The 25,859-nt window shown below is 70.7% G+C and carries 21 protein-coding genes; 8 read left to right on the top strand and 13 right to left on the bottom strand.

Going from position 1 to position 25,859, the window contains the following annotated elements:
- Window positions 1–217: 217 nt before the first annotated feature.
- Window positions 218–1,891, top strand: a complete 1,674-nt coding sequence (locus CA984_RS17735) for a hypothetical protein (protein ID WP_086573731.1) — start codon at window positions 218–220, stop codon at window positions 1,889–1,891.
- Here CA984_RS17735 and CA984_RS17730 read toward each other — a convergent pair.
- From CA984_RS17730 to CA984_RS17675, 12 genes are all read right to left on the bottom strand, one after another.
- Entirely contained in the window at window positions 1,888–3,234 is a 1,347-nt protein-coding gene (locus CA984_RS17730; RefSeq protein WP_086573729.1) for a family 20 glycosylhydrolase, read from the bottom strand. The two genes, CA984_RS17735 and CA984_RS17730, sit on opposite strands and share 4 nt — an antisense overlap.
- Window positions 3,231–5,129, bottom strand: a complete 1,899-nt coding sequence (locus CA984_RS17725) for a hypothetical protein (protein WP_086573726.1) — start codon at window positions 5,127–5,129, stop codon at window positions 3,231–3,233. The genes CA984_RS17730 and CA984_RS17725 overlap by 4 nt, the downstream gene beginning before the upstream one ends.
- Window positions 5,126–6,079, bottom strand: a complete 954-nt coding sequence (locus CA984_RS17720; RefSeq protein ID WP_086573723.1) for an ABC transporter ATP-binding protein — start codon at window positions 6,077–6,079, stop codon at window positions 5,126–5,128. Before CA984_RS17720 ends, CA984_RS17725 begins: the two co-directional genes overlap by 4 nt.
- A complete protein-coding gene (locus CA984_RS17715) occupies window positions 6,072–7,046 on the bottom strand; it encodes an ABC transporter ATP-binding protein (protein ID WP_086573721.1) in 975 nt (324 codons plus the stop codon). The genes CA984_RS17720 and CA984_RS17715 overlap by 8 nt, the downstream gene beginning before the upstream one ends.
- A complete protein-coding gene (locus CA984_RS17710; protein WP_086573718.1) occupies window positions 7,043–7,888 on the bottom strand; it encodes an ABC transporter permease in 846 nt (281 codons plus the stop codon). Before CA984_RS17710 ends, CA984_RS17715 begins: the two co-directional genes overlap by 4 nt.
- A complete protein-coding gene (locus CA984_RS17705; protein ID WP_086573716.1) occupies window positions 7,885–8,889 on the bottom strand; it encodes an ABC transporter permease in 1,005 nt (334 codons plus the stop codon). The genes CA984_RS17710 and CA984_RS17705 overlap by 4 nt, the downstream gene beginning before the upstream one ends.
- Window positions 8,890–10,581, bottom strand: a complete 1,692-nt coding sequence (locus tag CA984_RS17700; protein ID WP_086573714.1) for an ABC transporter substrate-binding protein — start codon at window positions 10,579–10,581, stop codon at window positions 8,890–8,892. It abuts the gene before it with no gap.
- A gap of 133 nt (window positions 10,582–10,714) precedes the next feature.
- The gene (locus CA984_RS47225) at window positions 10,715–11,020 is read right to left on the bottom strand and encodes a hypothetical protein (protein ID WP_207620914.1); all 306 of its coding nucleotides are present in this window, start codon (window positions 11,018–11,020) and stop codon (window positions 10,715–10,717) included.
- Window positions 11,017–11,235 carry a hypothetical protein gene (locus CA984_RS45505; protein WP_133061698.1) on the bottom strand — a complete coding sequence of 73 codons (219 nt, stop codon included), beginning with the start codon at window positions 11,233–11,235 and terminating at the stop codon, window positions 11,017–11,019. Before CA984_RS45505 ends, CA984_RS47225 begins: the two co-directional genes overlap by 4 nt.
- A gap of 130 nt (window positions 11,236–11,365) precedes the next feature.
- Window positions 11,366–12,508: an ROK family transcriptional regulator gene (locus tag CA984_RS17690; RefSeq protein ID WP_086573711.1), complete on the bottom strand. Its 1,143-nt coding sequence runs from the start codon at window positions 12,506–12,508 to the stop codon at window positions 11,366–11,368.
- Between the two features lie 178 nt (window positions 12,509–12,686).
- Window positions 12,687–14,417, bottom strand: a complete 1,731-nt coding sequence (locus CA984_RS17685; RefSeq protein WP_086573709.1) for a glycoside hydrolase family 35 protein — start codon at window positions 14,415–14,417, stop codon at window positions 12,687–12,689.
- 462 nt (window positions 14,418–14,879) lie between these two features.
- Entirely contained in the window at window positions 14,880–15,620 is a 741-nt protein-coding gene (locus CA984_RS17675) for a Mut7-C RNAse domain-containing protein (protein ID WP_086573705.1), read from the bottom strand.
- A gap of 247 nt (window positions 15,621–15,867) precedes the next feature.
- On the opposite strand from CA984_RS17675, the gene CA984_RS17670 reads away from it, so the two are divergent.
- Entirely contained in the window at window positions 15,868–17,994 is a 2,127-nt protein-coding gene (locus CA984_RS17670; protein WP_086573702.1) for an alpha/beta hydrolase-fold protein, read from the top strand.
- A gap of 43 nt (window positions 17,995–18,037) precedes the next feature.
- On the opposite strand, the gene CA984_RS17665 is transcribed toward CA984_RS17670, so the two are convergent.
- Entirely contained in the window at window positions 18,038–18,382 is a 345-nt protein-coding gene (locus CA984_RS17665; protein ID WP_086573750.1) for an MmcQ/YjbR family DNA-binding protein, read from the bottom strand.
- Window positions 18,383–18,584: 202 nt separating this feature from the next.
- Here CA984_RS17665 and CA984_RS17660 point away from each other — a divergent pair, with 202 nt between their 5' ends.
- From CA984_RS17660 to CA984_RS17635, 6 genes are all read left to right on the top strand, one after another.
- A complete protein-coding gene (locus CA984_RS17660; protein ID WP_086573699.1) occupies window positions 18,585–20,456 on the top strand; it encodes an ABC transporter substrate-binding protein in 1,872 nt (623 codons plus the stop codon).
- Window positions 20,449–21,489: an ABC transporter permease gene (locus tag CA984_RS17655; protein WP_086573696.1), complete on the top strand. Its 1,041-nt coding sequence runs from the start codon at window positions 20,449–20,451 to the stop codon at window positions 21,487–21,489. The genes CA984_RS17660 and CA984_RS17655 overlap by 8 nt, the downstream gene beginning before the upstream one ends.
- Window positions 21,490–21,514: 25 nt before the next feature.
- The gene (locus CA984_RS17650) at window positions 21,515–22,414 is read left to right on the top strand and encodes an ABC transporter permease (protein ID WP_086573693.1); all 900 of its coding nucleotides are present in this window, start codon (window positions 21,515–21,517) and stop codon (window positions 22,412–22,414) included.
- Window positions 22,415–22,578: 164 nt separating this feature from the next.
- Entirely contained in the window at window positions 22,579–23,559 is a 981-nt protein-coding gene (locus tag CA984_RS17645; RefSeq protein WP_242676016.1) for an ABC transporter ATP-binding protein, read from the top strand.
- A complete protein-coding gene (locus CA984_RS17640; protein ID WP_086573690.1) occupies window positions 23,556–24,509 on the top strand; it encodes an ABC transporter ATP-binding protein in 954 nt (317 codons plus the stop codon). Before CA984_RS17645 ends, CA984_RS17640 begins: the two co-directional genes overlap by 4 nt.
- A gap of 38 nt (window positions 24,510–24,547) precedes the next feature.
- Window positions 24,548–25,480, top strand: coding sequence for a S66 peptidase family protein (locus CA984_RS17635; protein WP_086573688.1), 933 nt, complete (start codon window positions 24,548–24,550; stop codon window positions 25,478–25,480).
- Window positions 25,481–25,859 lie beyond the last annotated feature (379 nt).

Here is a 25,859-nt window from a genome sequence, read left to right as displayed (position 1 = left end):
CCACACCCCGACCGGCCGCCGACGACGCGACCTGTCTTTCCTCGCACGCGCGGCCTTTTGCGCGCCCCTGCAGCTTGAAGAAAATCTCGGTTGATCATCTTGTGAACGGTTCGCGCACAGGCGCCGCCAGGTGGGCGTTACGATCAGCTCTTTCGCGCGTAAAGGGCGGCATGCAGTGCAGAGATCCCGTCTGGGGCGGTTAGCGGCAATCGTCAACATGGCGGCCGTGGTGGTCGCGGTCGTCGTCAGCCTGGTCCGGGATTCCCTTGAACCGGCCTGGACCGTGGTCCAGTGGTACCCGCCCCCCCGCTTCGCCGACGAGACCTCGCTGCTCGCGGTGCTGGGCGGGCTGCTACTGGTCGGCGCGGTCAATTCGTGGATGTTCTGGCAGGTGCTCCAGGGGCCGGCCGATGCTGCGCCGTTGCCGCGACGCGCGCTGTGGCTGCGTCGACTGCTCTACGTCTACGTCGGCTGGCTACTGATCCCGGTGCCGCTCCCGGACGAGGTGGGGACCGCGTTCGACGTGGTGCTGTGGGTGCCCATCGTCATCCTCTTCGCGCAGGTGCTGACGCGCTCGGGGCCGGCCTTCCGCCTGATCCTGGTCATCACCGCCCTGGCGAGCACGGTGCTTTCATCGGTGCTCGAAGCCGTGTCCCCGGACAGCTACGCCGACTGGGCCGCACCTGTGCTCTCCGCTGTGAGCCTGGCGCTCGTGGCGGCGGGGCTGGCCTGGTTTCTGATGATCCTCATCGCCCAGCGACGCGACGGCCGCTGGACCAGGACCACGATGGTCCTGGGAGCGTGCCAGCTGGCGGCCCTCCCCGTCACCGTCGTCCTGAACCAGCTCGTCGGCTTTCCGGAGAGCGTGGTCCTGTCCGACTTGCTGGATGTGCTGGTCGTCTTCCAGTTGGTCTGGCTCGCCCGGACGGCCCACGAGCTCAACCGCCCCGGCACCGCACCGGACCCCGAGCCCCTGCGCTCGCCCCGGCCGCTCCTCGCGCTGATGGTCCTGGCTCCGCTGGCGGTCATCGCCCCCGAGGCCAAACCCCACATGACCTATACCTGGCTCGATGCCGACTGCTCGTCGATCCCTCTGTTCGCCGACACCCCTCCGCGGGATCGCCGGCGCGTTTACCTGTGCCTGGCCGGAAACGGGCGGTTCTACGAAAACATACGGTTCTGGAGCGCAGGCGGGCCTAGGGTCGCGGACCAGCAGCTCCTGGGCAAGGGCTGGAAGAGCTGCGCGGCAGGCGACGGCAAGGTGAGGGCCGAGGCGCTGGTCTACCTGTGCCCGGAAGTCGTCGCACGTGACCGTCCCGACCTCCTGCTCACGGCGGCTCAGCTCAGGCAGCGGGAGGCCAGGGAGCGAGCCCGGCGGAGGCAGGAGGTGGCGGATGAGGCCGCTCAGTACGTGAGCGGCTGCCGCGATCCCTGGCCCGCGCTACGGACCTCCCGCCAGGTCACAGCCGTTCACCTGCCCACCGACTGGGACGGCTACCACATCTTCGACGGGCGCAAGGCGAGCCTGGAGGCGCTCTATGCCGAGACCATCGAATCCGACAGCCCGCTTGTGGCCCGCAGGGGTGCTGCCATGGTCAGCACGACGCTGGAGTACGGCGCCACCTGCGTCACCGTGAAGGTCCTGCGTACGGCCCCGCCGATCCGGCGCAAGGGCTGGGACGACGTGGTCGACGCGGATCTGGTTCTCGGCTCGGGACGGGTGTACCTGAAGGGCCGGGGAATCAAGGTCGGAGTCGCCCTTCCGAAGGCGGGGAAATACCGGGTTCGCCTGCACACCCGCACGCTGGACGAGGGGGTGGGAGAAGATCTTGTGGTGGTGTTTCCCGCCTCCCGCTCCATGCTCCTGCCCGAGGTGACCACGTCCTCCTAGGAGTTCAACCGCTGCAGCGACCGGACGAAGTCCCGGTACGGCAGCCCGGCCTTGGCGCCACTCCACATCTTCTGCGCGAGCACGCCCAGGCTGTGCTCGATGAGCTCGTACATCCTCTCCTCGGTGTAGTCCGCCCTGACCAGGTCGTTCCAGAGCGCCGGCATGGCGCCGAGCAGGCGGGGGTCGCCCGGGTCGAGGGATTGGCCGTCGGCGAAGACGTGCGGCTCCCAGTGGTCGTAGAGCCACTCGGCGTCGAGGCCGGCACCGTGGTAGTAGTCGGCCTCGGGGACGATGTAGAGCAGGTCGTCATTGCTGTTGATCAGGGCGTAGGAGTCTTCGTGAGCCCCCTCGGGGCCGTAGAAGCCGTTGTTCCAGCTGTTGATCACCACGTCGGGGTCGAATCCGGTGGTGTCACCCGTCGGGGACAGGCGGGTGAACCCGCCCCACGCGCGGGGCTGCTTGCCGAGCGAGCGCACATGCGCGGCCATGTCGTTGAAGAACCGCTTCCACAACGCCTTGCTCTGGTAGTACTCGTCGGCCCCGAAGTGCACAGCCGGTCCGCGGAACCAGGGCACGAACTCGGTGAACACGGCCTTGACCAGCTCGGTCGCGGCCGGGTTGGCCAGGTCGAGGTGGTCGGAGTTGCCGCCGTCGTGGCCCACGGAGGGGTCGAAGGAGATGAAGGCGCGCGAGTGGGCCGGGGCGTCGATCTCGGGGACGAGGGTGATCGCGTGGGCGGCGGCGAGCTCCTCGAAGCCGTCCCAGTCGTCGCGGGAGTACGACTCCTCCGGCGCCAGACCGGGGAAGGCGGGCGAGCGCAGACGGAAGCCGTGCAGAGCCTTGCTCCAGTCGCCGTCCGGGGCTTTGATCTCATTGTCGTTGAGGTGGAGCTGCAGCTCGTTGAGCTTGTAGCGGCCCATCAGGCGGACGAGGCGGTGGATGAGCCCGGGGGTGACGTAGCGGCGGCCGACGTCGAGCATGTAGCCGCGGACCGGGTAGTCGGGCCAGTCGTGGGCCACGCCGCACGGGACCGCGCCGGTACGGAGGATCTGCACGAGGGTGCGGGTCCCGTAGAACAGGCCGCGGGCGGTGGGCGCGGTGATCGTCACGTGGCCGGGCGTGGCTTCGATCCGGTAGCCCTCGGGGCTGCCGTCGGAGGGGACGATCTCCAGGACGACGTCTCCCGGCCCCTCGGCGGCGTGTCCGATGCCGAGCTCACCGGCGAGGCGGCTGCCGAGCCTCTCGTCGGCGCAGACGACCCGGGACTCGGGGCCGAGCCGGAACTCGCCGGTGCCGCCGGTCCATTCCTGCAGGGCCGGGACGACTTCGGGCCGCTCGTTCATGCGCACTCCACGATCACGTAGCCGCGATGCGGCACATCCGCATCGATAACGAAATATCCGGATTCTTCGCGTACAGGGACGGGCCGGGGCTCCTCCAGCGGTGCGAGCAGCGTCGCCTTCTCGGGGCGGACACCCGACACCACCGGACGGGCCGGGTCGGCGGAGCCGTTGACGATGGCCAGGCGGCGTCGCCCGTTCACCGTCGCGAACTGCGGCATAAGGTGGGGGCCGCCGGTGACCAGGGGAAAGTCACCGCCGAGGAAGCTGATCGCACGGTGTGCCAGGCGGCGCCCGTCGTCGCAGCGGCCGAGCCGTTCCGGCGCGCACGCGGCGAGCGTGACCACGCGCCCGCCGAGTGCGTTGACGGAGGCCACCCGCCCGTCGCCCCAGTGCTCCTCCCGCGGGGTGAGGATCCGCGTCCAGACCTCGGCCCCGCTCGCCGCGGTGAGCCTGGCCACCTCCTCCTGCACGTTGACGCTCAGCAGCCCGCCGCCGTCGGCGATCCGCTCCATGCTGTACGGGTCCCGCGACGGCGTGGACCGGTGGGCCACCTCCTCCACCGTCACCCCGAGGAGCGAGCCGTAGCCCCGCTCGGTGAGGATCATCGCCGCGTGCCCGTCGAGCAGCACGCCTCCGGACAGCAGGGTCTCCACCTCGGAGTCGGGCACGCCCCAGGCGACGGTGCCGAACACCGCGGTGACGGCGCCGGCGCCGGCCTGGATCGGCACGCCGTACGGCAGCAGGTAACGCGCCGCGCGCAGCGGGTCGGCGGCCGGCCCGCCGAACGTGCCGTCGCCCGGGATCCGCGCGGCCGTGTCAGGCCACCACGGGATCGTCACCCCGGTGGTCCGCAGGCCGGGGGATGCGGTGGCGTCGAGGGCGGCGCGTGAGCGGTCGAGCATGGTCCCGATCCGCGGGTAGCGAGCAGGATCGCCGGTGACGAAGGGATGCACGTCGAGGAGCAGGCCGTCGGCCCCCGACAGGCGCGCGGTGACCATCTCCGACCAGGTCTGGGTGTCGGACTTGGTCCATTCGGTATGCGGCCAGTTCTCGATCTCGGGGGCGACCTCCACGGCTGCCGGGCGCAGTGGACGCTGCAGCTCCAGCATGGCGATCGAGTACGCCAGCGCCTCGCCCGGCTCGTCATGGTAAGCGGCGAAGTGCGGCCGATGCACTTCGATCCGGTCGAACAGCGCCGCCCAGTCCCGGCCCTCGACCGAGGCGACTCCGAGCCCTGAGCTCATCAGGCCGAGCTTGGCCCGCCCGGCGACCGCCTGCCGTACCCGGTCGAGCGCATCGAGCTGGGCCTCGCGCCAGGTCCGCTGGAGCAGCGCCCGCCAGGGGTGCGGGGGACCCGGCGCGGTGATCGCGGCGACGAGCTCCTCGCGCTCCACCCGCCGGCCCGACAGCCGGGCGAAGCGCTCCAGCATCTCCGGCTCGAACCCGCCGCCCCAGGTGAGCGGGGAGTGGTTGTGGAAGCGGAAGTCGTCCTCCAGCCAGAGCACGCGGAAGCCGAGCTCGGCGAAGCGGCCGTAGTGATCGGCCAGCCAGGCGCGCCAGACCGGGCAGGCGAAGGAGGCGGTGGCCGTGGAAACCTGCCCGGTCGGGGAGACCATCGGGGCGAAACCGCGGTCCTGCGTGCGGCCCCGGTCGGCATGACCGACGGTCACCCACGGGTTCAGGCTGGCGCCGACGCCGTGCGCGTCGAGCATGCGCTTGACCGCGGCCACGTGCTCGAACCACAGGTCCTCGTCAGCGCCGGTCGGATGGCCGGAGTGCAGTTCCTCCGAGTTGTAGATCAGCACGATCTCGGGGATGCCGTGCTCGGCGCAGTATCGGGCCAGCGGGGCGGCGTCCCTCCCGGGAAGCACCTGGTAGCGAAGGTGATATGTCATGACTCGTTGTGCAGCCAGCAGTTGGTCCAGCTACCGTCGGCGAACTCGGTGCGTGGCGGGAAGGACGTCTTGCACTGCTCCTTGGCGAAGGGGCAGCGCGGGTGGAAGCGGCAGCCGGGCGGCGGGTCCACCAGGCTCGGCGGCTCGCCCAGCTTCGCCGTCGCGGTGAACGCCGAGCTGCCGCCGGCCCGCTCCGGGTCGGGGGAGGAGTCGAGGAGCAGCCGGGTGTAGGGGTGCTTGGGCTCCTGGATCACCGACTCGGCAGGACCGCCTTCGACCATCTGCCCGGCGTACATGACATAGATGTCGTCGGACAGGTAGCGGGCGCTGGCGATGTCATGGGTGATGTACAGCAGCGCCAGGCCCTCCTCCTCGCGCAGCCTGGCCAGCAGGTTGAGCACGTCGAGCCGGATGGAGACGTCGAGCATCGAGATCGGCTCGTCCCCCAGCAGCACCGAGGGCCGCACGGCCAGCGCACGGGCGATGGCCACGCGCTGGCGCTGGCCGCCGGACAGCTCGTGCGGCAGCTTGCGGGCGAAGTCGGCGGCCGGGGTCAGGTTCACCTTGGCCAGCAGCTCGTGCACGGCCGCGTCGTCGGCCGCATGCCCGTGCAGTTTGAGCGCCCTGCGCACGTTGTGCTCGACCTTGCGCAGCGAGTTGAGCGAGGCGAAGGGGTCCTGGAAGACGAGCTGGACCTCACCGTAGAAATCCTTGTCCGGACCGCTCACCACCTCGCCGCGCAGCCGGATCTCGCCCGAGGTGACGGGGTAGAACTGGGCGAGCAGCCGGGCCAGCGTGGTCTTGCCGCTGCCGCTCTCGCCGACGAGGGCGGCGATGCGGCCGCGGTAGAGGCGCAGCGTCACGTTCTCCAGCGCGCGCACGGTCTGCCGGCCGGTGTCGAAGTGCTTGGTCACGTCCTCCGCGGCCAGGACCGGGGTCTCCTCAGGCATGGGCCGTCCTCTCTCGGTCATGCAGGTGGCAGGCCGCCAGGGCGTCGCCCACCGTGAGCAGCTCCGGACGCCGTTCGGCGCAGTCGGCGAAGCGGCGCGGGCAGCGTGGCTCGAACGCGCAGCCGATGGGCAGGTTGCGCAGGTCGGGCGGTGTTCCGGGGATGCCGTTCAGCCTGGTGACCGGTGCGTGCAGCGGGGGGAAGGAGTCGCGCAGGCCCTTGGTGTAGGGATGCCGGGGCGCCCGGTAGATCTCCGCGGCGTCGCCCAGCTCCACGATCCGCCCGCCGTACATGATGGCGATCCGGTCGGCGAGCTCGACCAGCAGCGACAGGTCGTGGGTGACGAACACGACGGAGAAGCCGAGCCGCTCGCGCAGCTCCAGGATCTGGGCGAGGATCTGCCGCTGCATGACGACGTCGACGGCGGTGGTCGGCTCGTCCATGACGACCAGCTCGGGGTCGCAGGCCAGGGCCAGCGCGATCATGGCGCGCTGGCGCATGCCGCCGGACATCTCGTGCGGGTAGGAGCGGGCGCGGTCGGGCGAGATGCCGACCATCTCCAGCAGCTCGGCGGTGCGCTCCTCGGTGTTCTTGTACCCGTGCTCCTTGAGCACGTCGGCGAACTGGGCGCTCAGCCGGGCGACCGGGTTGAGCGCGTCCATGGCGCTCTGCAGCACCACGGCCATGCTGCGCCAGCGCAGTCTGCGCAGTTCCCTGTCGGTCCGGCTCGCGATGTCGACCGGCTCGCCCTCGCGCGGATGCAGCCACACCTGGCCGCCGGTGATCGCCGCCGGCGGGCGCAGCAGCCGGATGAGCGCCATGATGAGGGTGGACTTGCCGCAGCCCGACTCGCCCGCCACGCCCAGGATCTCGCCGCGCCGCAGCTGGAAGCTCACGTCGTTGACGGCCCGTACGGCTCCCTTGGCCGTGATGTAGTCGACGTTGAGCCCTTTGACGTCCAGGATCATGCGAGCGCCTTTCTCATCGCCTTGATGTCGGCCGTGCGCAGGCGGGGGTTCATGACCTCGTCGATGCCGAAGTTGACCAGGCCGGTCGCGGTGCCCAGCAGCGCGATGCACAGGCCCGGCGGGACGAACCACCACCACATGCCGTTGAGCAGGGCCACCTGCCTGGCCTGGTCGATGACGGTGCCCCAGCTGATGGTGTCGGCCGAGGAGACGCCCAGGAAGGCCAGGCCGGCTTCGGCCAGGATCGCGGCCAGGACCAGGTGCAGGAACATCGCGGAGATCCAGCCCGCCAGGTGCGGCAGCACCTCGACGAAGATCATCCGTGGCTTGCTCTCACCGATCATGCGCATCGCCATGACGAAGTCGCGTCCGCGCAGGGACAGCGTCTGCGCCCGCAGGGTGCGGGCGCCGGCCGCCCAGCCGAACAGGCCGATGATCAGCGCGATCGTGATGGGCCCGGTGTCCTGCACGTAACCCGCGACGATCAGGGTGAGCGGGAGCACGGGCAGGACCAGGAACATGTTGGTCACGAACGACAGCACCGCGTCGACCTTGCCGCCGAAGAAGCCGGCGGTGACGCCCACCACGACCGAAAGGATCACGCCGATGACGCCGGCCACCGAGCCGACCACCATCGAGTTGCGCGTCCCGGCGATCATCTGGGCGAGCACGTCGGTGCCCTGGCTGGTGGTGCCGAGCAGGTGGCCGGCGCCGGGTGGCTCGGCGATCGCGTCGTAGTCGATCTTCCAGGGTCCGATGCCCATCAGGTCGTTGAGCCACGGCCCGATGATCGCGATCACCGAGAAGAAGACGATGATGCCGATGCCGATGCGGACCTTCATCGGCCTGCCTCTCTCGTACGCGGGTCGATCATCACATAGACGGAGTCGGCCACGAAGTTGGCCAGCAGCACGGTGAGCGTCGTCAGCAGGAAGACGCCCTGCATCAGCGGGTAGTCACGCTTGCTGACCGCGTCGTAGAGCAGGTAGCCGATGCCGGGATAGGAGAAGACGATCTCGGTCAGCAGCGCGCCGCCGAGCACGCCGCCGATCGCCATGGCGAAGCCGGTGACGCTGGGCAGCAGCGCGTTGCGCGCGGCGTACCTGAACATGACGCGCCCGGCCGACAGCCCCTTGGCCTTGCCGAGCAGGACGTAGTCCTCGCTGACGGTTGTGATCATCATGTTGCGCATGCCGAGCAGCCAGCCGCCGAAGGCGGAGAAGACGATCGTCGTGGCGGGCATCACCATGTACTCCAGGACGCTGCCCACGAAGCCCGGCCTGCCGTACAGGTCGGGGTCGTACCCGCCGCCCAGCGGGAACCAGCCGAGCACCAGGCCGAAGACGTACAGGGCGATCAGGGCCACCCAGAAGTACGGCACGGCGGTCAGGAACGTCGACAGGGGCGACAGGAACCCGTCGAGCCGTCCGCCCGGCTTCCACCCGGCGGCGATCCCCAGGCCGGTCCCGAGCACGAAGGCCACCACCGTGGTGGCGCCGACCAGCATGAGCGTCCACGGCAGGCCCTCCGCCAGCAACTCGCCGACCGGGGTCGGGAAGCGGCTGACGGACAGGCCGAAGTCGAGGCGCGCGATGCTGACGAGGTAGTCCCAGTACTGCTGGAGAAGGCCGGCGCGGGGGTCACCGAACAGCTTCTGGATCGCCGCCACGGCCTCGGGCGAGACGGACTCGCCCGACTGCCTCTGCAACTGCCTGACGATGACCGAACTGGGGTCCCCCGGCATGAGCCGGGGGATGAGGAAGTTCAGTGTGATCGCCGACCAGGAGGTGGCCAGGTAGAAGGCCACCCGCTTGGTCAGGAAACGCCACCTGCCCTGCTTCATCTACTTGCCTGCGGGCTTGAGACCCTTGAGGGTCATGACGATGTCAGGGCCGATGCCGCTGTGCGGGACGTGGTCGGTCTTGCCCGTCTCGGGCCAGCCCACCCACCGGGCCTGGTTCATCTCGACGAACCAGTCGGCCGTGAACATCGGGGAGAACGGCACCTGGTCCAGCACGATCTTCTGGAGCTGGTAGCCGGCCTCCTTCTGCGCGGCCGGGTCGCCGACGGTCTCGCGCAGCTTGTCGAGCAGCGGCGTGGTGGACTCGTCCTTCCAGCGGCTCTGGTTCTGGTACTGGGCGTCCTTGCCGATGGGCTTGTACTTGCCGGCGTCGAGCTGGTCGGCGAAGACGGAGTACAGGCCGTTGGAGTTGCCGGTCCAGTAGAGGGCCATGTCGTAGTCGCCCTCGTTGAGCTGCGGGTCGTAGTTCTCCTCGGGGATGGCCGTGACCTTCACGTCCAGGCCCAGGTTGGTCTTCCACTGGTCCTGCATGCCCTTGCCGTAGGCCATCCAGTTGGCGTACTCCTGCACGACCTTGACGCTCAGCGGGTAGGTCTTGCCGTCCTTGGCGAGCCGGCCGCCCTCGACGGTCCAGCCGCCGTCGGCCAGGGCCTTCTTGGCGCCCTCGACGTCGAGGGCCTGCGGCTTGCACTCCGGAGCCATGAACTCGGCGTACACCTGCGGCTCCAGGCCGCAGGCGTTGGCCGGCTCCTGGCCGGTGGGGGCGAGCTTGAGCAGGCTGGAACGCTCCACGCTCATGGCCAGCGCCTTGCGCACGTTGACGTCGGAGAAGGGCTCCTTGGCCAGGTTGAACAGCAGCGACTCCTCCCCGCCGGTGTGGAACGTCTTGTAGACGTTGGTCTTCGGGTTGCGGGCCGTGTATTCCTGCTCGCCGTTCGGCCAGGAAATGGTGGCGTAGTCGATGTCACCCTTGAGCAGGCGCGCCTTGGTCTGGTCGTCCCCGCCGGTCGCGACGATCTTGATCGTCTTCATGGGGAACTGGCCGCCCCAGTAGTCCGCGCGCGTCTCCAGGGTGAACTGCTGCGGGGTGAACTGGGTGAGCTTGCCCACGCCGGTTCCGATCGGGTCGGGGTTCGTCCAGGTCTTGAGGTCCTTGTCCTTCCAGATGTGCTCAGGCACGATCCGGGGCGCGAAGCCGGTGACACCGAGCGCGAAGCGGTAGAAGTCGAGCTGTGCGGGCTTCTTCCACTTGACCACCACGGTGTGGTCGTCGGTGGCCTCGGCCGAGACGTAGGTCTGGCCGCCGGTGTTCAGCTCGGGGTGCTCCAGCGAGATGTTCAGCGTGAAGGCGACGTCCTTGCTGGTCATCGGCGTGCCGTCGGAGAACTTCACGTCGGTGCGGAGCTTGAGGGTGACGGTCTTGTCGCCGTCGCTCCACTCCCACGACTCGGCCAGCCACGGCTCCAGCTTGCCGCCGTCGAGGACGTTGCGGCGCACCAGCGGCTCGTAGATGAGGCTGATCTGCGGCGCGATGTCGGTGGAGGGGGAGTAGATGTTGAAGTTGCGGGAGTACGTGGTGGCGTTGTTGATGCGCAGGCTGATGGAGTCCGACGTCCCGCCGGCAGCGTTGCCGGAGGTCTGCTGAGCACCGCCCGAGGTGCCCGGCGAGCACGCGGTCAGCAGCAACGCCAGCCCCAGCGCGCCGGCTGTGGCTGAGAATCCAACCTTTTTCATGGGGGATGCTCCTTTCAGATGCGGGTTCGGCCGCCGTCGAAGTAGGTGACCGGTTCCGGGTCCAGGGATGGCACTCCGTACGGCGTGCCGCCGTTCCGTAGCGAGAGGGTGGTCGTGCGGCCGGCGGCGGCGCTCATCCGGGCGGCCACGGGGGAGGTGCCGGTCTGCCCGCCCTCCCGAACCGGCGGAACTCCGCGATGATGTGGCGGCCGGCGCCGCCGTGTGTGCCGAGCGCCTCGGGCGCCTCGTACGCGATGTCGCAGTCGTCGCGGTAGGCCGTCGGGCCGATGTCCCAGACCTTGACCATGTCGCCGGGGCGGTCGCCGGAGCTCTCCGGCCTGCCCTCGGGCCCGATCACGGTGCAGTCGCGGAAGTGGTCCGGCGAGAAGTGGCACTGCTGGTGAGCAGCGATGACTCCGTTGTCCAGGCGCGTGTTCATGACGCTGAGGTCCTCGGCGTCAATGCGGTGGTTGAGGTCGCGCCGCCGGGTGGGCGGCCGGTCGGACTCGCGCAGTCGGCCCCGTGCTGTTCGACGGCCTCAGGGCCGGTGCCGCAGAGCGCCGCCGCCACCGGCCCCTTGCCCGGCCGGTGTGCCGCCTTGGTCAGGCTGGCGTGCAGGCCGAGGCCGAGGACACCGATACGCAGGCCTTCCACAGAGCCCCCCTTCTGGCGAGTGAGAGGAGGCTAGCGCGGCAATTATGAAAATAACTAGCTTAATCAGGGGCTAACTGTACGAAGATGCACGGTTGAGGCGAGCACGTGACATTTTCGTGATGGTTTTTATTCAGGAATCTTTCCTAAAGAGGGTGGTCTCCGCGTGGTTGAGCGCGGCCCTGACCGCTCCGACCACGATCGACTCCGAGCCGAACCGGGAGGCCACGACCCGTGGCGGATAGACGCAGACCCGGTCGAGATACCGCTGGATCGGCTCCACCAGCAACTCGCCGCCGGGAGCGAGCGAGCCGCCGATCACCACCATCTCGGGATCCAGCGGGTTGACGACGGTCGCCAGGCCCTCGGCCAGGGTCGTGGCGAAATCCTCGACCGCCTTCGCGGCACGCTCCTCCCCCTCCCGCGCCCGGGCGAAGGCGAACTCCGCGGCCTGGGCGGGCGAACGCAACTCCCCCGGCTCGACGGACATGGCGTACTCGATGACGTGGCCGAAGGCCATCCACAGGCCCTTCGCCGGCTCGCCGATCTCACCTGAGGCGGAATGCGCCCCTCGGTAGGGCGCGCCCCCGATGAGCAGCCCGAGCGAGAGCCGGTTGCCGGTGAACAGGTAGACCACGTCGCTGCGCCCTTCCGCGACGCCGCGCCAGTGCTCGGCCAGCACCGCCAGGCGCATGTCGTTCTCGACCAGCACCGGCACCGAGAGCCGCGCCGACAGTTCGGCCTGCAGCGGCACCCCGGCCCAGTTGGGCAGCACGTTGCTCTTGACCACCTGCCCCTGCCCGTCGACCACACCCGTGGTCCCCACCGCGACGGCGGCCAGGTCGCGTGTCTCGACGCCGGCCTCGGCCGCGCACTGTCCCACCAGCCGGGTGATCTCGTCGATGCGCTCGCCCGGCGTCATCTCCTGGAAGACGGCGACCCGCCGCGTAGCGATGATCGTGCCGCCCAGGTCGGCGGTCATGGCGTGCAACCGGTAGGCGCCCACACTGAGCCCGACCACCTTGCGCGCCGAGGTGCGGAAGCGGAAGCGCTTGGCGGGCCGGCCACGCTGGCGGCCGCCGTACTCCTCCGTGTACTCCTCGACCCAGCCCTCCACCAGCAGGTCATCCACGATCGCCTCGACCGTGGGACGCGAGACATGCGCCGCGCGGGCGAGCTCCGCCAGCGTGGCCACGTCCGTGTTGCGGAGGATTCCCAGGATCGCGGCGCTGTTGAGGCGCCGGAGGAGTGAGGCGTCGCCGCTCTGCTGATGCATCGGCACATCGTACTTAATAAGCCACCTTGCAAAAAGGATCCGGCGTGGAGCCGGATCACGGGCAGAGCCGCCGGCCGGCCGCGCCACCGGCGGCCGGCCACGGCCGCCGGGGTGTGGCTGCCCGTGGGTCGGGCGGCCGGCCCGACGGCTCCGTCCGCACCTCCGTCCTCGCCCGCCCTCAGCCGAGGTCGGGCTCCGCGCGGAGTTCGAGCACCGAGCCCACCCGATCGAGCTCCAGGTGCACGATCTCGTTCCGGCCCGCCCGCAGCAGCGGGGCGGGAACGTAGAGCGTGCGCTGCGGCCCTCTGTCCCAGTAGCGGCCCAGCAGGACCCTGTTGACCCAGACGTAGCCCTTGCCCCAGCCCGGCAGCATCAGGAACGCATCCGCGGGCTCGGTCACCTCCAGCACCGTGCGGAAGAACGCCGGCGCCTCGTCCACCGTCCCCTGTCCGAAGGCCAGTGCCGACACGTCCTCCAACGGGATCGCGCGGGCCCCGTATCCGTGCAGGTACTGCTGGTGGTGGAGTATCCCGCCGAGGAGCCCCTTGCGCTCGCCGAGCAGCGGCCCGTAGTTGGTCCGTCCCATCGACTCCACCAGCACCTCGACCACGGCGAACCCGCCCGCCACCGGTCCGGGCAGGACCTCCGCGTCCCGCTCCACCACACCGGCCGGCCGCCCGTCGACGAACACATGCGCGCGGTCGCGCACCTCGCGCAGCGTCAGCGGGTAGGGCTCACGCGGCCCCGGCACGGTGGTCCGGTAGAGCACGAGCCCGTGCTCCAGCCCCAGTTCCTCGAAGGTCGGCGGCACCGGCGCGACCACCTCCGGCCGCGCCAGGACGTCCAAGGCCTGCCGGAGCAGGACGGACCCCTCCGGGTGGAGCGTCGCGGGCGGCAGCACGGCCGGCACGGCGGGCACCTCGGGCAGTTCCTCGTTGTAGGCGGCGAGCACCTCGCGGAAGCGCCAGAACTTCTCCGTCGGCGCGCCGCGCTCGTCGATCGGGGCGTCGTAGTCGTAGGAGGTCACGGTGGGGCGCCAGCCGCCGTCGGCCTGCGCTCCGTCGCGGTTGGCGCCCGCCCGGGTGCCGGGGTTGCTGCCGCCGTGCGCCATGTAGAGGTTGACCGACGCGCCCGCGGCCAGGATCCGCTCCAGTGTGTCGGCCGCGTCACGGGGGTCGCGGATGACGTGCTCGTGCCCCCAGTGGTCGAACCAGCCGCACCAGAACTCCATGCAGAACAGCGGGTCGTCCGGGCGATGGGCGCGCAGCGTGGCGAATGCCTGCTCGGGCTCGGAGCCGAAGTTCACCGTGGCCAGTACACCGTCGATCGTTCCGCCGGTCAGGTAGTGGTCGGCCGGTCCGTCGGAGGTGAACAGCGGCACCTCGACGCCCCGCCTGACCAGCCCGTCCGCCAGATGCCGCAGGTAGGCGTGGTCGCTGCCGTAGGAGCCGTACTCGTTCTCCACCTGCACCATGATCACGTTTCCGCCGCGGGTGACCTGCCGCTCGGCCACCTGGGGCATGATCCGGTCGAGGTAGCGGTCGACGTGGGCCAGGTACTTGGGGTCGCTGGTGCGCAGGTGGCCGGTCAGCCAGACGGGCAGCCCGCCGTTGTCCCACTCCGCGCAGATGTAAGGCCCCGGCCGCACGATCGCCAGGAGCCCTTCGGCCGCCGCCGCGTCCAGGAACGCTCCCAGCTCCTCCACCCCGCGGAAGTCTCCCGGCCAGGGCTCGTGCAGGTTCCACGGCACGTACGTCTCGACGGTGTTGAGTCCCATCGCGCGCAGCATGGCCAGCCGGTGCCCCCACTGGTCACGGTGTACCCGGAAGTAGTGCAGGGCGCCGGACAACACCCTGAACGGGGTGCCGTCCAGCTGGAACGAGCCGTCATCGACGGAGAAGACACGCACGGAAACACTCCTTTGCGGAGTCGGGGCATGGGAGCAGAGGGGAACATGGGAGCAGAGGGAAGGGGCGACGCAGTGGGGGACGCCCTCGACCGGCGCGGCGTCGCCGTGCCGGCCGTCGACGCCGATGGTCAGGCAGTGTCACGCGGCAGGGTGGGGAGGCCCCGGCCGGCGCTCGACCCGGGGTGCGACCTGCCGGCGGACAGGAGCAAGTTCCGGAACAGGGTACACGTGATCGTTACGTCGCTCCGGTCGGCACAGGGCGCCGCCGGAGACGGCGTACCGCTGCGGCCGCTCCGGGCCGCCCTCCCGCACCAGGGCGGATGCGCCGACCGGGATGGAACCGCGTCCGTGTGATCGCGTCACCGACCGGCCCGGAGCCTCCAGGTGCCGGGCCGGGAACCTACTGGCTGGAACCGACCGCGCCGCCGACAATCCAGGAGCCCGAAGGTCCCGGCCGGGAACCTACTGGCTGGAACCGACCGCGCGCGCCGCCGACCGCACGATCTCCTCCAGGTGCTCGCTGTGCGCGCCGCGCCAGTAGATCTGGCCGCACTCCGGGCAGCGGCCGTAGGCGTCGTAGGTGCGCCGGGTCCCGGCCTCCAGCAGGCGTTCGACCTCGTGCTTGCCGACGGGCTCCAGCTCCCCGTTGCAGGCCGTGCAGCGGGTCCACGGCCGCAGCGGCGGTGCGAATCGTTCCAGCAGGTCATGGAGCTGGTCGTGCGGGTTGCTGCCCCGGACGTAGGCGCCGAGCCAGAGCGCCCGGCGGCGCAGCAGCCCGCGGTCGCGGGTCAGCAGCACGCGGCGTTCCGCGTTCGCCTGCACGACCAGCGAGGGGTCGTCCATGTCGTTGTGGTAGGCCGTGTCCAGGCCCAGCAGCCGGAGCCGTCGCGCCAGGGTGCCGAGATGGACGTCGAGCAGGAACCGGGGGGCGAGCCGTCCAGGTTCGAGGGGCACCCGCTGGGGGCGGGGCACGGCGTGGACGTGGACCACGTCACCGGCGGCGGGCTGGTAGGACGGGCCGACCTCCGCGCCGTCGACGGTCATGGGCCCCACCTCCGGCAGCGGGATGCCGAGCGACTCCACGACGTGTCCCAGCGTCGACGTCCCGTCGGGCGCCACCCGCTGCCACTCGCGCCGGCGGCTCGCGGGCAGGAACAGCAGCAGTTCGGCGGTGATACGCAGATGTATGTCACATTCGACCACGCTGTCAGCATGCCATCCTGACGGCGTTCCGTGTGGCCCGCGCGCCGTGATCGTCGCGGTGGCCTGACCCGCGAGCACGCGCCGGGCCGCTTCGGGGGACATGAGGACGCGTCGCCCGCGCGGGCCGGAGAGACGCCTATTGACATCGCCGGAACGGCCGAAGAGACTCACCCAAAACCATTCTCAAGGTCCGGGTATACGGGCCAGTTTGCTGTAAACGTTTACAGCACTATCAAGGAGTGACCCGATGGCCGTTTCGCGATGGCGCGGGCTCGGTGTTCTGGCAGCTCTGGCACTTGTCGCCGTGCTGGCCGTACCCGGTCAGGCGCAGGTCGGCAGGGACCGGGCCGGCACGATCACCACGGGCTCGGCGCACTCCGCCGCGCTCGGCGAGTCCATCGCGTACAACGTCTACCTGCCGCACGGCTATGACCGAGGCGCGCGGCGTTACCCGGTGCTCTACCTGCTCCACGGCAGGGGAGACACGATGCAGGCATGGACCCAGGTCAAGGACACGCTGGACCGGCTGATCCAGGACAAGCGGATCCCCGGTCTCATCGCGGTCATGCCGGACGCGCCCTGGAGCGGAGGCGGCAGCTGGTACGTGGATTCGCGGTACACCGGTACCGACGCGCCCGGCCGGCCGGTGGAGACCGCGCTGACCCGCGACCTGGTGAACCACGTCGACTCCGCCTACCGCACCGCGCCGATCCGCAACGCGCGGATGGTCGGCGGCTACTCCATGGGCGGCTACGGCGCGCTGCGCTTCACCCTGGCCCACCCGGACCTCTTCGGCAGCGCACTCGTCCTCAGCCCCGCCGTCTACACGCCGCTGCCGCCGGCGGACTCGTCGGCCCGCGAGTACGGCGCGTTCGGCCTCGGCGACCAGAAGTTCGCCGACGACGTGTACCGCAAGCTCAACTACCCGGACCTGCTGCCCGGCATGGATCCCGAACTGCCCGTGCGGCTGTTCGTCGCGGTAGGCGACGACGAGTACGCCAACCCGGACCCCGCCGACGCCCGCCACGACCTCGACTTCGAATCCGAGGCGCTCTACAACACCGTACGGCGGGCACCGGGCATCTCGGCGGAGATGCGCATCCTGGACGGCGGCCACGACTGGAGCGTCTGGGGCCCCGCGTTCGAACAGGGCATGGCTGACCTCGGCCCCATGCTGAGCGTGGTCCCGCCGACCGGGCTGCCCGCGCCGCTGTACGGCACCGCCGGCACCGACTGGGCGGGTGGTGTGGCGGCACACGCCGACGGCTCGGCCACGCTGGGACTCGCTACCGGTGGCCCGGTGAACGGCCAGCCGTACGCGGGCAAGCTGGACGCGGTCCTGATCCGCCGGAGTCCGGACGGCACTCCGCGGTGGACGAGACAGCTCGGCACCGCCGCCGACGAGCGCCTGTACGGCGTCGCCGCCCTGCCCGACGGAGGCGTGCTGGCCGCCGGCTACACCAGGGGTGACCTGGACGGCCGCCATCCGGGCAACACCACCGACGACGCCTTCGTGGTGCGGCTGGACGCGAACGGCGAGGTCCGGTGGCTGACCCAGTTCGGCGCGGCCGGCGCGGCGGATCGCGCCTACGGGCTCACCGCCACCTCGGACGGCGGAGGCTACCTGGTCGGCTACACCAAGGGCGCGCTCGCCGGGACGAACAGCGGTGACAAGGACGCCTTCCTGACCCGGATCGGCGCGGACGGGCAGCTCGGCTGGACACGCCAGCTCGGCGGCGCCGGCGAGGACAAGGCCTACGGTGTGGCCGCCGACGCCACCGGTGTCTTCGTGGCCGGCAGCGCCACGGCGGGACTGCCCGGCGCGCCGGCGCTCGGCGGGCTGGACGGCTGGATCGCGGGATACGGCGCGGACGGCACCCAGCGGTGGGTGTCCGCCGCGGGCGGCGGCGGCGACGACCGGCTCAGCGCGGTGACGGTGACCACGGACGGGCTCGCGGTGGCCACCGGGGAGAGCGGCGGCGACCTCCTGGCCGTGGCGTACACCTCCGGAGGCAAGCAGAAGTGGCGCAGAACCGTCGCCACCCAGGCCCCGGACGCGGGAGCCGCTGTGGTCGCCCTGCCCGGCGGCGCCGTCGAGGTGATCGGATACACCCGTGGCCGGATCGGTGTGGCGGCAGGCGGCGCCGACGTGCTGGCCGTGCGCCTGTCGGGCACGGGAAGGCAGCAGGCGGCCGCCCAGTTCGGCACGGCACGCGACGACGGCGTCGACCCGTTCGCCGAGCCGAACCTGTACGCGACGCCGACTCCGGCCGGGGACGTGCTGGTGACCGGGCTGACCTACGGGACTCCCGGCGGCGGCACCGCGCCCGGCAACGGCGACGTGTTCCTGGCCACCGTCGACCCCACCGGATGAGGCGCGCGGGCGGGCCCGGTCACGGCCCGCCCGCGCCGTACGGCTATCGCCCGGCCTCGTGCGCGCTGACCAGCTGCTTGGGTGCCGTCAGGCACCACGCCTCGGTGACCAGCTCGAACAGCTCATCCGGGTCGATCTTCTCAAGGCGCACCACGACCCAGCCGAACCGGCCCGCGGTGAACTGGACCTCGAACACCTCCGGGCGCTCGGCCACCAGCGCGATCTGCTCCTCGATCGTCGCCTTGAGCCCCACGGTCCGCGTCTTCTCCCACAGGTAACCGAAACCCTTGCCGCGCACCTTCAGCGAGATCCAGTCGCCGCCCTCGCTCTGCCCGACCTCGGGCAGCCTGTCCAGCATCTCCAGGAACTCATCAACGCTCACACCCATGGCCCACATGTATCAGAGCCCTCCGACACTTACGGCACGGAGTGTCCCGCGTAGCGACAAAGGTAGGGGCAGGCGGAGGCGTGGAGCGGGAGCGTCACGATTTTCGATGCTCAGCTCGTAAAGCGTTCACGGTTCTTGGGGCCGTGCCCACTGATCGTCAGCATTCGTTCACACACGCATGCCGAACGACCAGGAGACATCAATGGGGACAGGCAACCCGCGGCGCAGGCTGGCCCTTGCCGCTTGCGCGCTGAGCGGTTCACTGGTGGTCGGTGCCACCGCCTTCGGCGCCGCATCCGCCGAATCCGCCACGTCGGCCGCGTCCGTGTCCGCGGCGCAGGAGACCACGCTGCGGGTGAGGATGGCGGGCTCGGGCGTCGACACGCTCAACCCGTTCCTCGCCTTCTTCAACGGCGCCTATGACATCTTCGGCTCGATCTACCCCACGCTGAACTCGCTGGACGAGAACGGCAAGCCGGGCCCGTACCTGGCCGAGTCGTGGACGCCGTCGGAGGACAAGCTCACCTGGACCTTCAAGCTCAGGGAGGGCCTGAAGTGGAGCGACGGCAAGCCGATCACGGCTGAGGACGCCGCCTGGACCCTCAACCTGATCATGACCGACACGGTCGCGGGCACCGCCAACAGCTCGCTGGTCGCCAACTTCGAGTCGGTCACCGCACCCGACCCCGCGACGCTGGTCATCAAGACCAAGGCGCCGCAGGCCAACGTCGTCTACATGAGCATCCCGATCAGCGGCATCCCGATCGTGCCGAAGCACGTCTGGGAGCCGCGGGCCAAGAACCTCAAGGACGCCAAGAACGACACCTTCCCCGTCGTCGGCTACGGTCCGTGGACGCTCACGGAGTACAAGCCCGAGCAGTACGCGAAGTTCGACGCCAACAAGGACTTCATCCTCGGCAGGCCCGGCTTCGACCACATGATCCAGCAGAGCTTCAAGTCGACCGACGCCGCCGTCGCCGCGCTCCGCAGCGGCCAGCTGGACTACATCAACGGTGTGAACCCGACCCAGTTCAAGGCCCTGCAGACGGACAAGAGCCTGCTGACCGCCCAGGAGGTCGGCAACGGCTGGACCGGTGTCGAGGTCAACCACAACGCCCGCACCCGCAGCGGCAAGAAGATCGGCACCGGCCACCCCGCGCTCGGCGACCCGGTGCTGCGCCGGGCGATCTCGCTGGCCACCGACAAGAAGACACTGGTCACCAAGGTGCTCGACGGCATGGGCGTGGTCGGCTCCGGCTACCTGCCCCCGGCCTGGCCGCAGTGGAGCTGGAAGCCGGCCGCGGGCCAGGAGACGCCGTTCGACCTCGCCCAGGCCGGCAAGATCCTCGACGACGCCGGCTACACCAAGGGCGCCGACGGCGTCCGCGTCGACCCCAAGAGCGACAGGCCGCTGGAGCTGCGCCTCGGCATCCACTCCGACGACACGGCCGACGCGGGCATCTCCACCTACCTCAAGGGCTGGCTGGAGACGATCGGGATCAAGCTCAAGATCCAGACGCTGAGCATGAGCGCGCTCAACAGCGACCTGGCCAAGGGCGACTGGGACCTGCTGATGGACGGCTGGACCACCGGTCCCGACCCGACCTACCTGCTCGGCCTCCAGACCTGCGCCACGCTGCCCAAGGACGACGGCACCGGCGGCAACACCGACGCCTTCTTCTGCGACGAGGCCTACGACGAGCTGTTCAAGAAGCAGCTCACCACGTTCGACCAGGACGAGCGGGCCAAGGTCGTCGCCGAGATGCAGGACATCCTGTACAAGGCCGACGTCGACCAGATCCACTTCTACGCCAACACCCTCGACGTCGCCCGCACCGACACCGTGACCGGCCTGATCACCGGGCAGCCGGACGCGCAGGGCATGTACCCGGCGCAGACCGCGTTCTGGAGCTACCTCAAGGCCGCGCCGCCCGCCGCCAAGCCGGCCGCCGCCTCGGCCGAGGAGGAGGGCGGCGGCGGCCGGCTGTGGGTCGGCGCGGGCGTCCTGCTCGTCGCACTCGTCGGCGGCGGGATCGTGCTCAGGCGCCGCTCGGGCGCGGGCGACCGTGAGTAGTCTCACCGCCGCGGGCCCCGCCAAGGTCAGGGGACAGGGGGTCAAGCGGTCGGGCTTCCTGCCTTACCTGGGCTCGAAGCTGGTCGCGGCGCTGGTCAGCTTCTTCGTGACGCTGGTCATCGGCTTCGTGATCTTCAGCCTGATGCCGGCCGACCCGGTCCGCACCCTGACCAGGGGCCGTCCCACCAGCGAGGCCCAGCTCGCCCAGATCCGGATCCAGCTCGGCCTGGACGACCCGATCTGGGAGCGGTTCCTCACCTTCGTCGGCAACACGCTCAAGGGCGAGCTCGGCTACTCCTGGCAGTTCCAGCAGTCGGTCTCGTCGCTGGTGGCCGACCGGCTCGGGCCGACCCTGCTCCTCATGGGCACGGCCGCGGTCCTGTCGATCGCCCTCGGCCTGTGGCTGGGCATCCGCAGCGGCTGGCGGCACGGCAGCCTGTTCGACCGGATCGCCTCCAGCGCCTCGCTCACGCTGTGGTCGGTGCCGACGTTCTGGCTCGGCATGATCCTGCTGGTCACCTTCAGCGTGGGCGTCGGCCCGATCCCGAGCCTGCTCCCCGCGGGCGGGATGAGCGACCCCTCGCTGCCGCAGGAGGGCTGGACCCACGTCGTCGACGTGGCCAGGCACCTCGTGCTGCCCTGCCTGACCATGGTGCTGGTGGTCTTCGCCCAGTACGTCACGGTGATGCGCACCTCGATCATCGACGAGATGGGCAGCCCCTACCTGCTGACCGCCAGGGCCAAGGGCCTGACCGACGACGCCGTACGGCGGCGCCACGCGGTGCCGAACGCGCTGCTGCCCTCGGTCACGATGATCTTCATGCATCTCGGCGTCCTGGTCAGCGGGGCGATCACGGTCGAGGCCGTCTACTCCTGGCCCGGCCTCGGCTACCTGACCTACGAGGCGCTCAAGATCCCCGACCTGCCCCTGCTCCAGGGCACCTTCATCGTCTTCAGCGCGAGTGTGATCATCATGAACCTCCTGGCGGACGTGGTCTACCGCTTCCTCGACCCGAGAGTGCGAGCCCAATGAAACGCCTTCCCCCGGACGGTGTCCGGTGACCGCCGCCACGCACGCCCCGGCCGCGGTCGAGGTCCCACGCCACCACGCGTTCGGCCGGTTCTGCCGCGCCTACGCCAGGCGGCCCGCCGGCCTGGCCGGACTCGGACTGCTCGTCGCGTTCGGCGCGCTGGCCCTGGCCGCGCCGCTGTTCATCGGCGACGACCAGCTCAACGTGATCAAGGTGGACGGCCCGCAGCTCTCCCCGCCCGTCGACGGCTACCCGCTCGGCACCGACCAGGCGGGCCGCTCGGTCCTGCTGCTGGTCATCTGGGGCGCACGTGAGTCGCTCACCATCGGCATCATCGCCACCGCGCTCACCGTGGTCCTCGGCAGCGCGGTCGGCCTGCTGGCCGGGCACTACCAGGGCCGGGTCGGCCAGGGCCTGATGCACGTGACCGACTGGTTCATCGCGCTGCCCAGCTTGCCGCTGGCCATCTCGCTGTCGGCCGTGCTCGGCCAGGGCGCGGCGTCGATCACGATCGCCATCGCGGTCACCTCGTGGACCGCGACCGCCCGCCTCGTGCGCGCCCAGACGCTCGCCGTCGAGGCGCGACCCTTCATCGAACGGGCCAGGGCGCTGGGCGCGGGCAACACCCAGATCATGGTCAGGCACGTGCTGCCCAACGTCATGCCGCTGATCCTGGTCTCCAGCACGCTCACCGTCGCCTCGGCGATCCTGTCGGAGGCCACGCTGACCTTCCTCGGCCTCGGTGACCCGACCGGCGTGACCTGGGGCTCGATGCTCCAGGCGGCGTTCGCGGGCGGCGCGGTCACCGCGGGCGCGTGGTGGTACCTCATACCGCCGGGCATCGCGATCCTCATCGTCGTGCTCGGCTTCACGCTCGTCGGCCGCGCCGTCGAGCACGTGCTCAACCCGAGGATGGTAGGCCGATGACGGCGAGGGACCGGACCCGGGCGCCGGAGACGCCCGGCTCGACGAGGGGACCGGACCGGGTGCCGGAGACGCCCGGCGCGGCGAGCGGGCAGGACCGGACGCCGGAGACGCCCGGGGAGGCGAGCGGGCAGGCCCCGGCACCGCAGGGGCGGCCCGGGACTCCGATGCTCGACGTGCGCGACCTGCGGGTGACCTACCGCAACGGCGAGCGCGCCGTGCCCGCCGTACGCGGGGTGAGCTTCACCCTCGACCGCGGCCAGACCCTCGGCGTCGCGGGGGAGTCGGGCTCGGGCAAGTCCACGATGGCACTCAGCCTGCTGCGGCTGCTGGCCCCCTCCGCCGAGGTGAGCGGCGAGGTGCTGTTCGAGGGCGAGGACCTGCTGACCGCCAGGTGGGCGCGGCTGCGCGCGGTGCGCTGGTCGGCGGCCTCCGTGGTGTTCCAGGGCGCGATGAGCGCGCTCAACCCGGTGCGCACGATCGGCGAGCAGATCTGCGAGCCCATCCTGCTGCACGAGAAGGTCGGGCAGCGGGAGGCACGCAGGCGGGCGGCCGAGCTGCTCGACAGCGTCGGCGTGCCGTCGCGGCGCGCGGGCTCCTACCCGCACGAGTTCTCCGGCGGCCAGCGCCAGCGCATCATGATCGCGATGTCGCTGGCCTGCCGGCCCGACCTGATCATCGCCGACGAGCCGACCACCGCGCTCGACGTCATGGTCCAGGCACAGGTGCTGGAGCTGCTCGGCGAGCTGGTGCGCGAGTCGGGCATCGGCGTCATCATGATCAGCCACGACCTGTCGGTGCTGTCGCACATGTGCGAGCGGCTGGCCGTCATGTACGCGGGGCGGATCGCCGAGATCGGCCCGTCCAGGCAGCTCATCGCCGAGCCGCGGCACCCGTACACGCGGGCGCTCGGCCGGGCCTTCCCGACGATCGGCGACCCGGCCTCACGGCTCGCCCCCGCCGGGCTGCCCGGCGACCCGCCCACGCCGTCCGAGCTGGCCAGGCTCAGCGAGGGCAGGGGCTGCGCCTTCGAGCCGCGCTGCTCCGAGGCCGTGGCGGCCTGCCGTACCGAGACCGTGGAGCTGTGGCCGAGCGGTCCGCGGCGCGAGGCCGCGTGCCTGCGCGTGCTGGAAGGGAGCGGGACGTGAAACCCGTGCTGGAAGTCCGCGACCTGATGGTCACCTACCCACCGCGCAGGGGCGCCGCGCCCGCGCGCGCCGTCGACGGGGTGAACCTGCAGGTACGGCAGGGCGAGATCGTCGCGCTCGTCGGCGAGTCGGGGTGCGGCAAGTCCACGCTGGCCAGAGCCCTGGTCGGGCTGGTCAAGCCGACCGGCGGCCAGGTGCTGGGCGGCGGTGAGCCCCTCGGATACTCCGCCGCCGCGCTGAAGGCCTACCGCCGCCACACCCAGCTCGTCCTGCAGGACCCGGGCGGCGCGCTCAACCCCAGGCAGAACGTCTTCGACGCCGTCGCCGAGGGGCCCCGGCTGCACGGCCTGACCGATCGGCTCGGCGAACGGGTGCACGCCGCGCTGGCCAGAGCCGGGCTGCGGCCGCCCGAGGAGTTCGCGGGGCGCTTCCCGCACGAGATGTCCGGCGGCCAGCAGCAGCGCGTCGTCATCGCGGGGGCGCTCGCGCTCGAACCTTCGGTCATCGTCGCCGACGAGCCGGTGGCCTCGCTCGACGCCTCCGTCAGGGGCGAGATCCTCAAACTGATCCTGGAACTGCGCGACTCGCTCGGCCTGTCCGCGCTGGTCGTCAGCCATGACCTCGGACTGGCCTGGAACATCGCGGACAGGGTCGCGGTCATGTACCTCGGCAGGATCGTCGAGACCGGCACGGTCGAAGAGGTCCTGCTACGTCCCAAACACCCCTACACCAGGGCGCTGCTGTCGGTGCTGCCCGACTCGGACGAGCGGCCCGTGCTGCTCACCGGCGAGCCGCCGGACCCGGCCGCCGTCCCCGGCGGCTGCCGCTTCCACCCTCGATGCCCGCTCAGGGCGGCCGAGCAGGACACGCTGTGCGACAGCCGCGACCTGCCCGTCCTGACCGGTGATCCGTCGGGGTCCAGCCTCGCCGCCTGCCATCTCGTCCACTGAACCCGTCCACCGCACCCGTCCACCGAAGGAGCACTCCGATGACCGCTTTCCTCCGTCCGCCCGCCCTGCGACCCGGCGCCCGCGTCGCCGTCGTCGCCGCGAGCAGCCCGCCCAACCAGGCCAACCTGGACCGCGGTCTGGCGGCGATGGAAGAGGTCGGCCTCAAGCCCGAGGTGTTCGCCTCCTCGCGGGCCGGCGGGACCGAGTACGACTACCTGGCGGGCGACGACCTCCTGCGGGCGGGCGACCTGACCAGGGCGCTCGGCGACCCGGCCTTCGACGCGGTCTTCTGCGCCGGCGGCGGGTACGGCATGCAGCGCACGCTGGAGCTGGTCGACTGGCCGAAGATCGACGCGGCCAGGCCGAAGGTCGTGGTGGGCTACTCCGACGTGACCGCGCTGCTGGAGGCGATCGCGGTCAAGCTGGGCTGGGCGTCGCTGTTCGGGCCGATGGTCGCCTGCGACGGCTTCTACGAGGGGCCGGGTCAGTACGACTTCGACGAGCTGATGAAGCTGCTGTTCCACCCGGAGACGGTGACCGAGCTGGTCTTCCCCGACGCCAGGACCGTCGTCCCCGGCGTCGCGGAGGGCCACACGCTGGGCGGCACGGCCACGCTGCTGGCCGCCTCGATCGGCACCGACACCTCGCTGCCCGCCCGAGGGGCGATCCTCTTCCTGGAGGACGTGGACGAGGAGCTGTTCCGGATGGACCGCTACATCACCCAGCTCCGCCGGGCCACCTACAGCGACGGCGTGGCCGGGATCCTGCTCGGCACGTTCACCAACTGCGGCGAGCCGCGCGACGTGGAGCGCATGCTGGTGGAGCGGCTGAGCGACCTCGGAGTGCCGGTCCTCGCCGGGGCGGACATCGGGCACGGCATCGCGATGCAGACCTACCCGATCGGGGTCAGGGCCCAGCTCGACACCGAGGCGGGCAGGCTGCGCCTCCTGGAGCCGGCGCTCATACCCTGAGCCGGTGCTCATGCCCTGACCCCGTGCTCATGCCTGAGCCGGTGCTCATGCCTTGACTCGACGCTCATGCCTGAGCCGGTGCTCATGCCTGAGCCGTGTTTCCCGGAGCCGGAATCAGGGGTCCTCCCGAACGGAAGGGGATGATCCCGCCGGTCTCCGCCACCCTCGGCGACCGATTTCGCAGGTAAGGCCCGCGCCAGGAACCTCCACAAGTCAGCCACAAGAGCTTCCCAAGCCCTCTCGGAAACATTGGTCATCAGCCAGCCGAGACAGTCCGGATCAGTGCGATACCGGAGGGGGAGTTGAGATGGCGACAGTCGTCAGTGGCGGGGCCGGGGCATCGCCCGCTACGGCCTCGGAGGGGGATGAGCGCGGGGGG

It is taken from the genome of Streptosporangium minutum, assembly GCF_002149035.1.
GTDB classification, from domain to species: domain Bacteria; phylum Actinomycetota; class Actinomycetes; order Streptosporangiales; family Streptosporangiaceae; genus Streptosporangium; species Streptosporangium minutum.
This window is presented reverse-complemented; position numbering and strand designations above follow the sequence as displayed.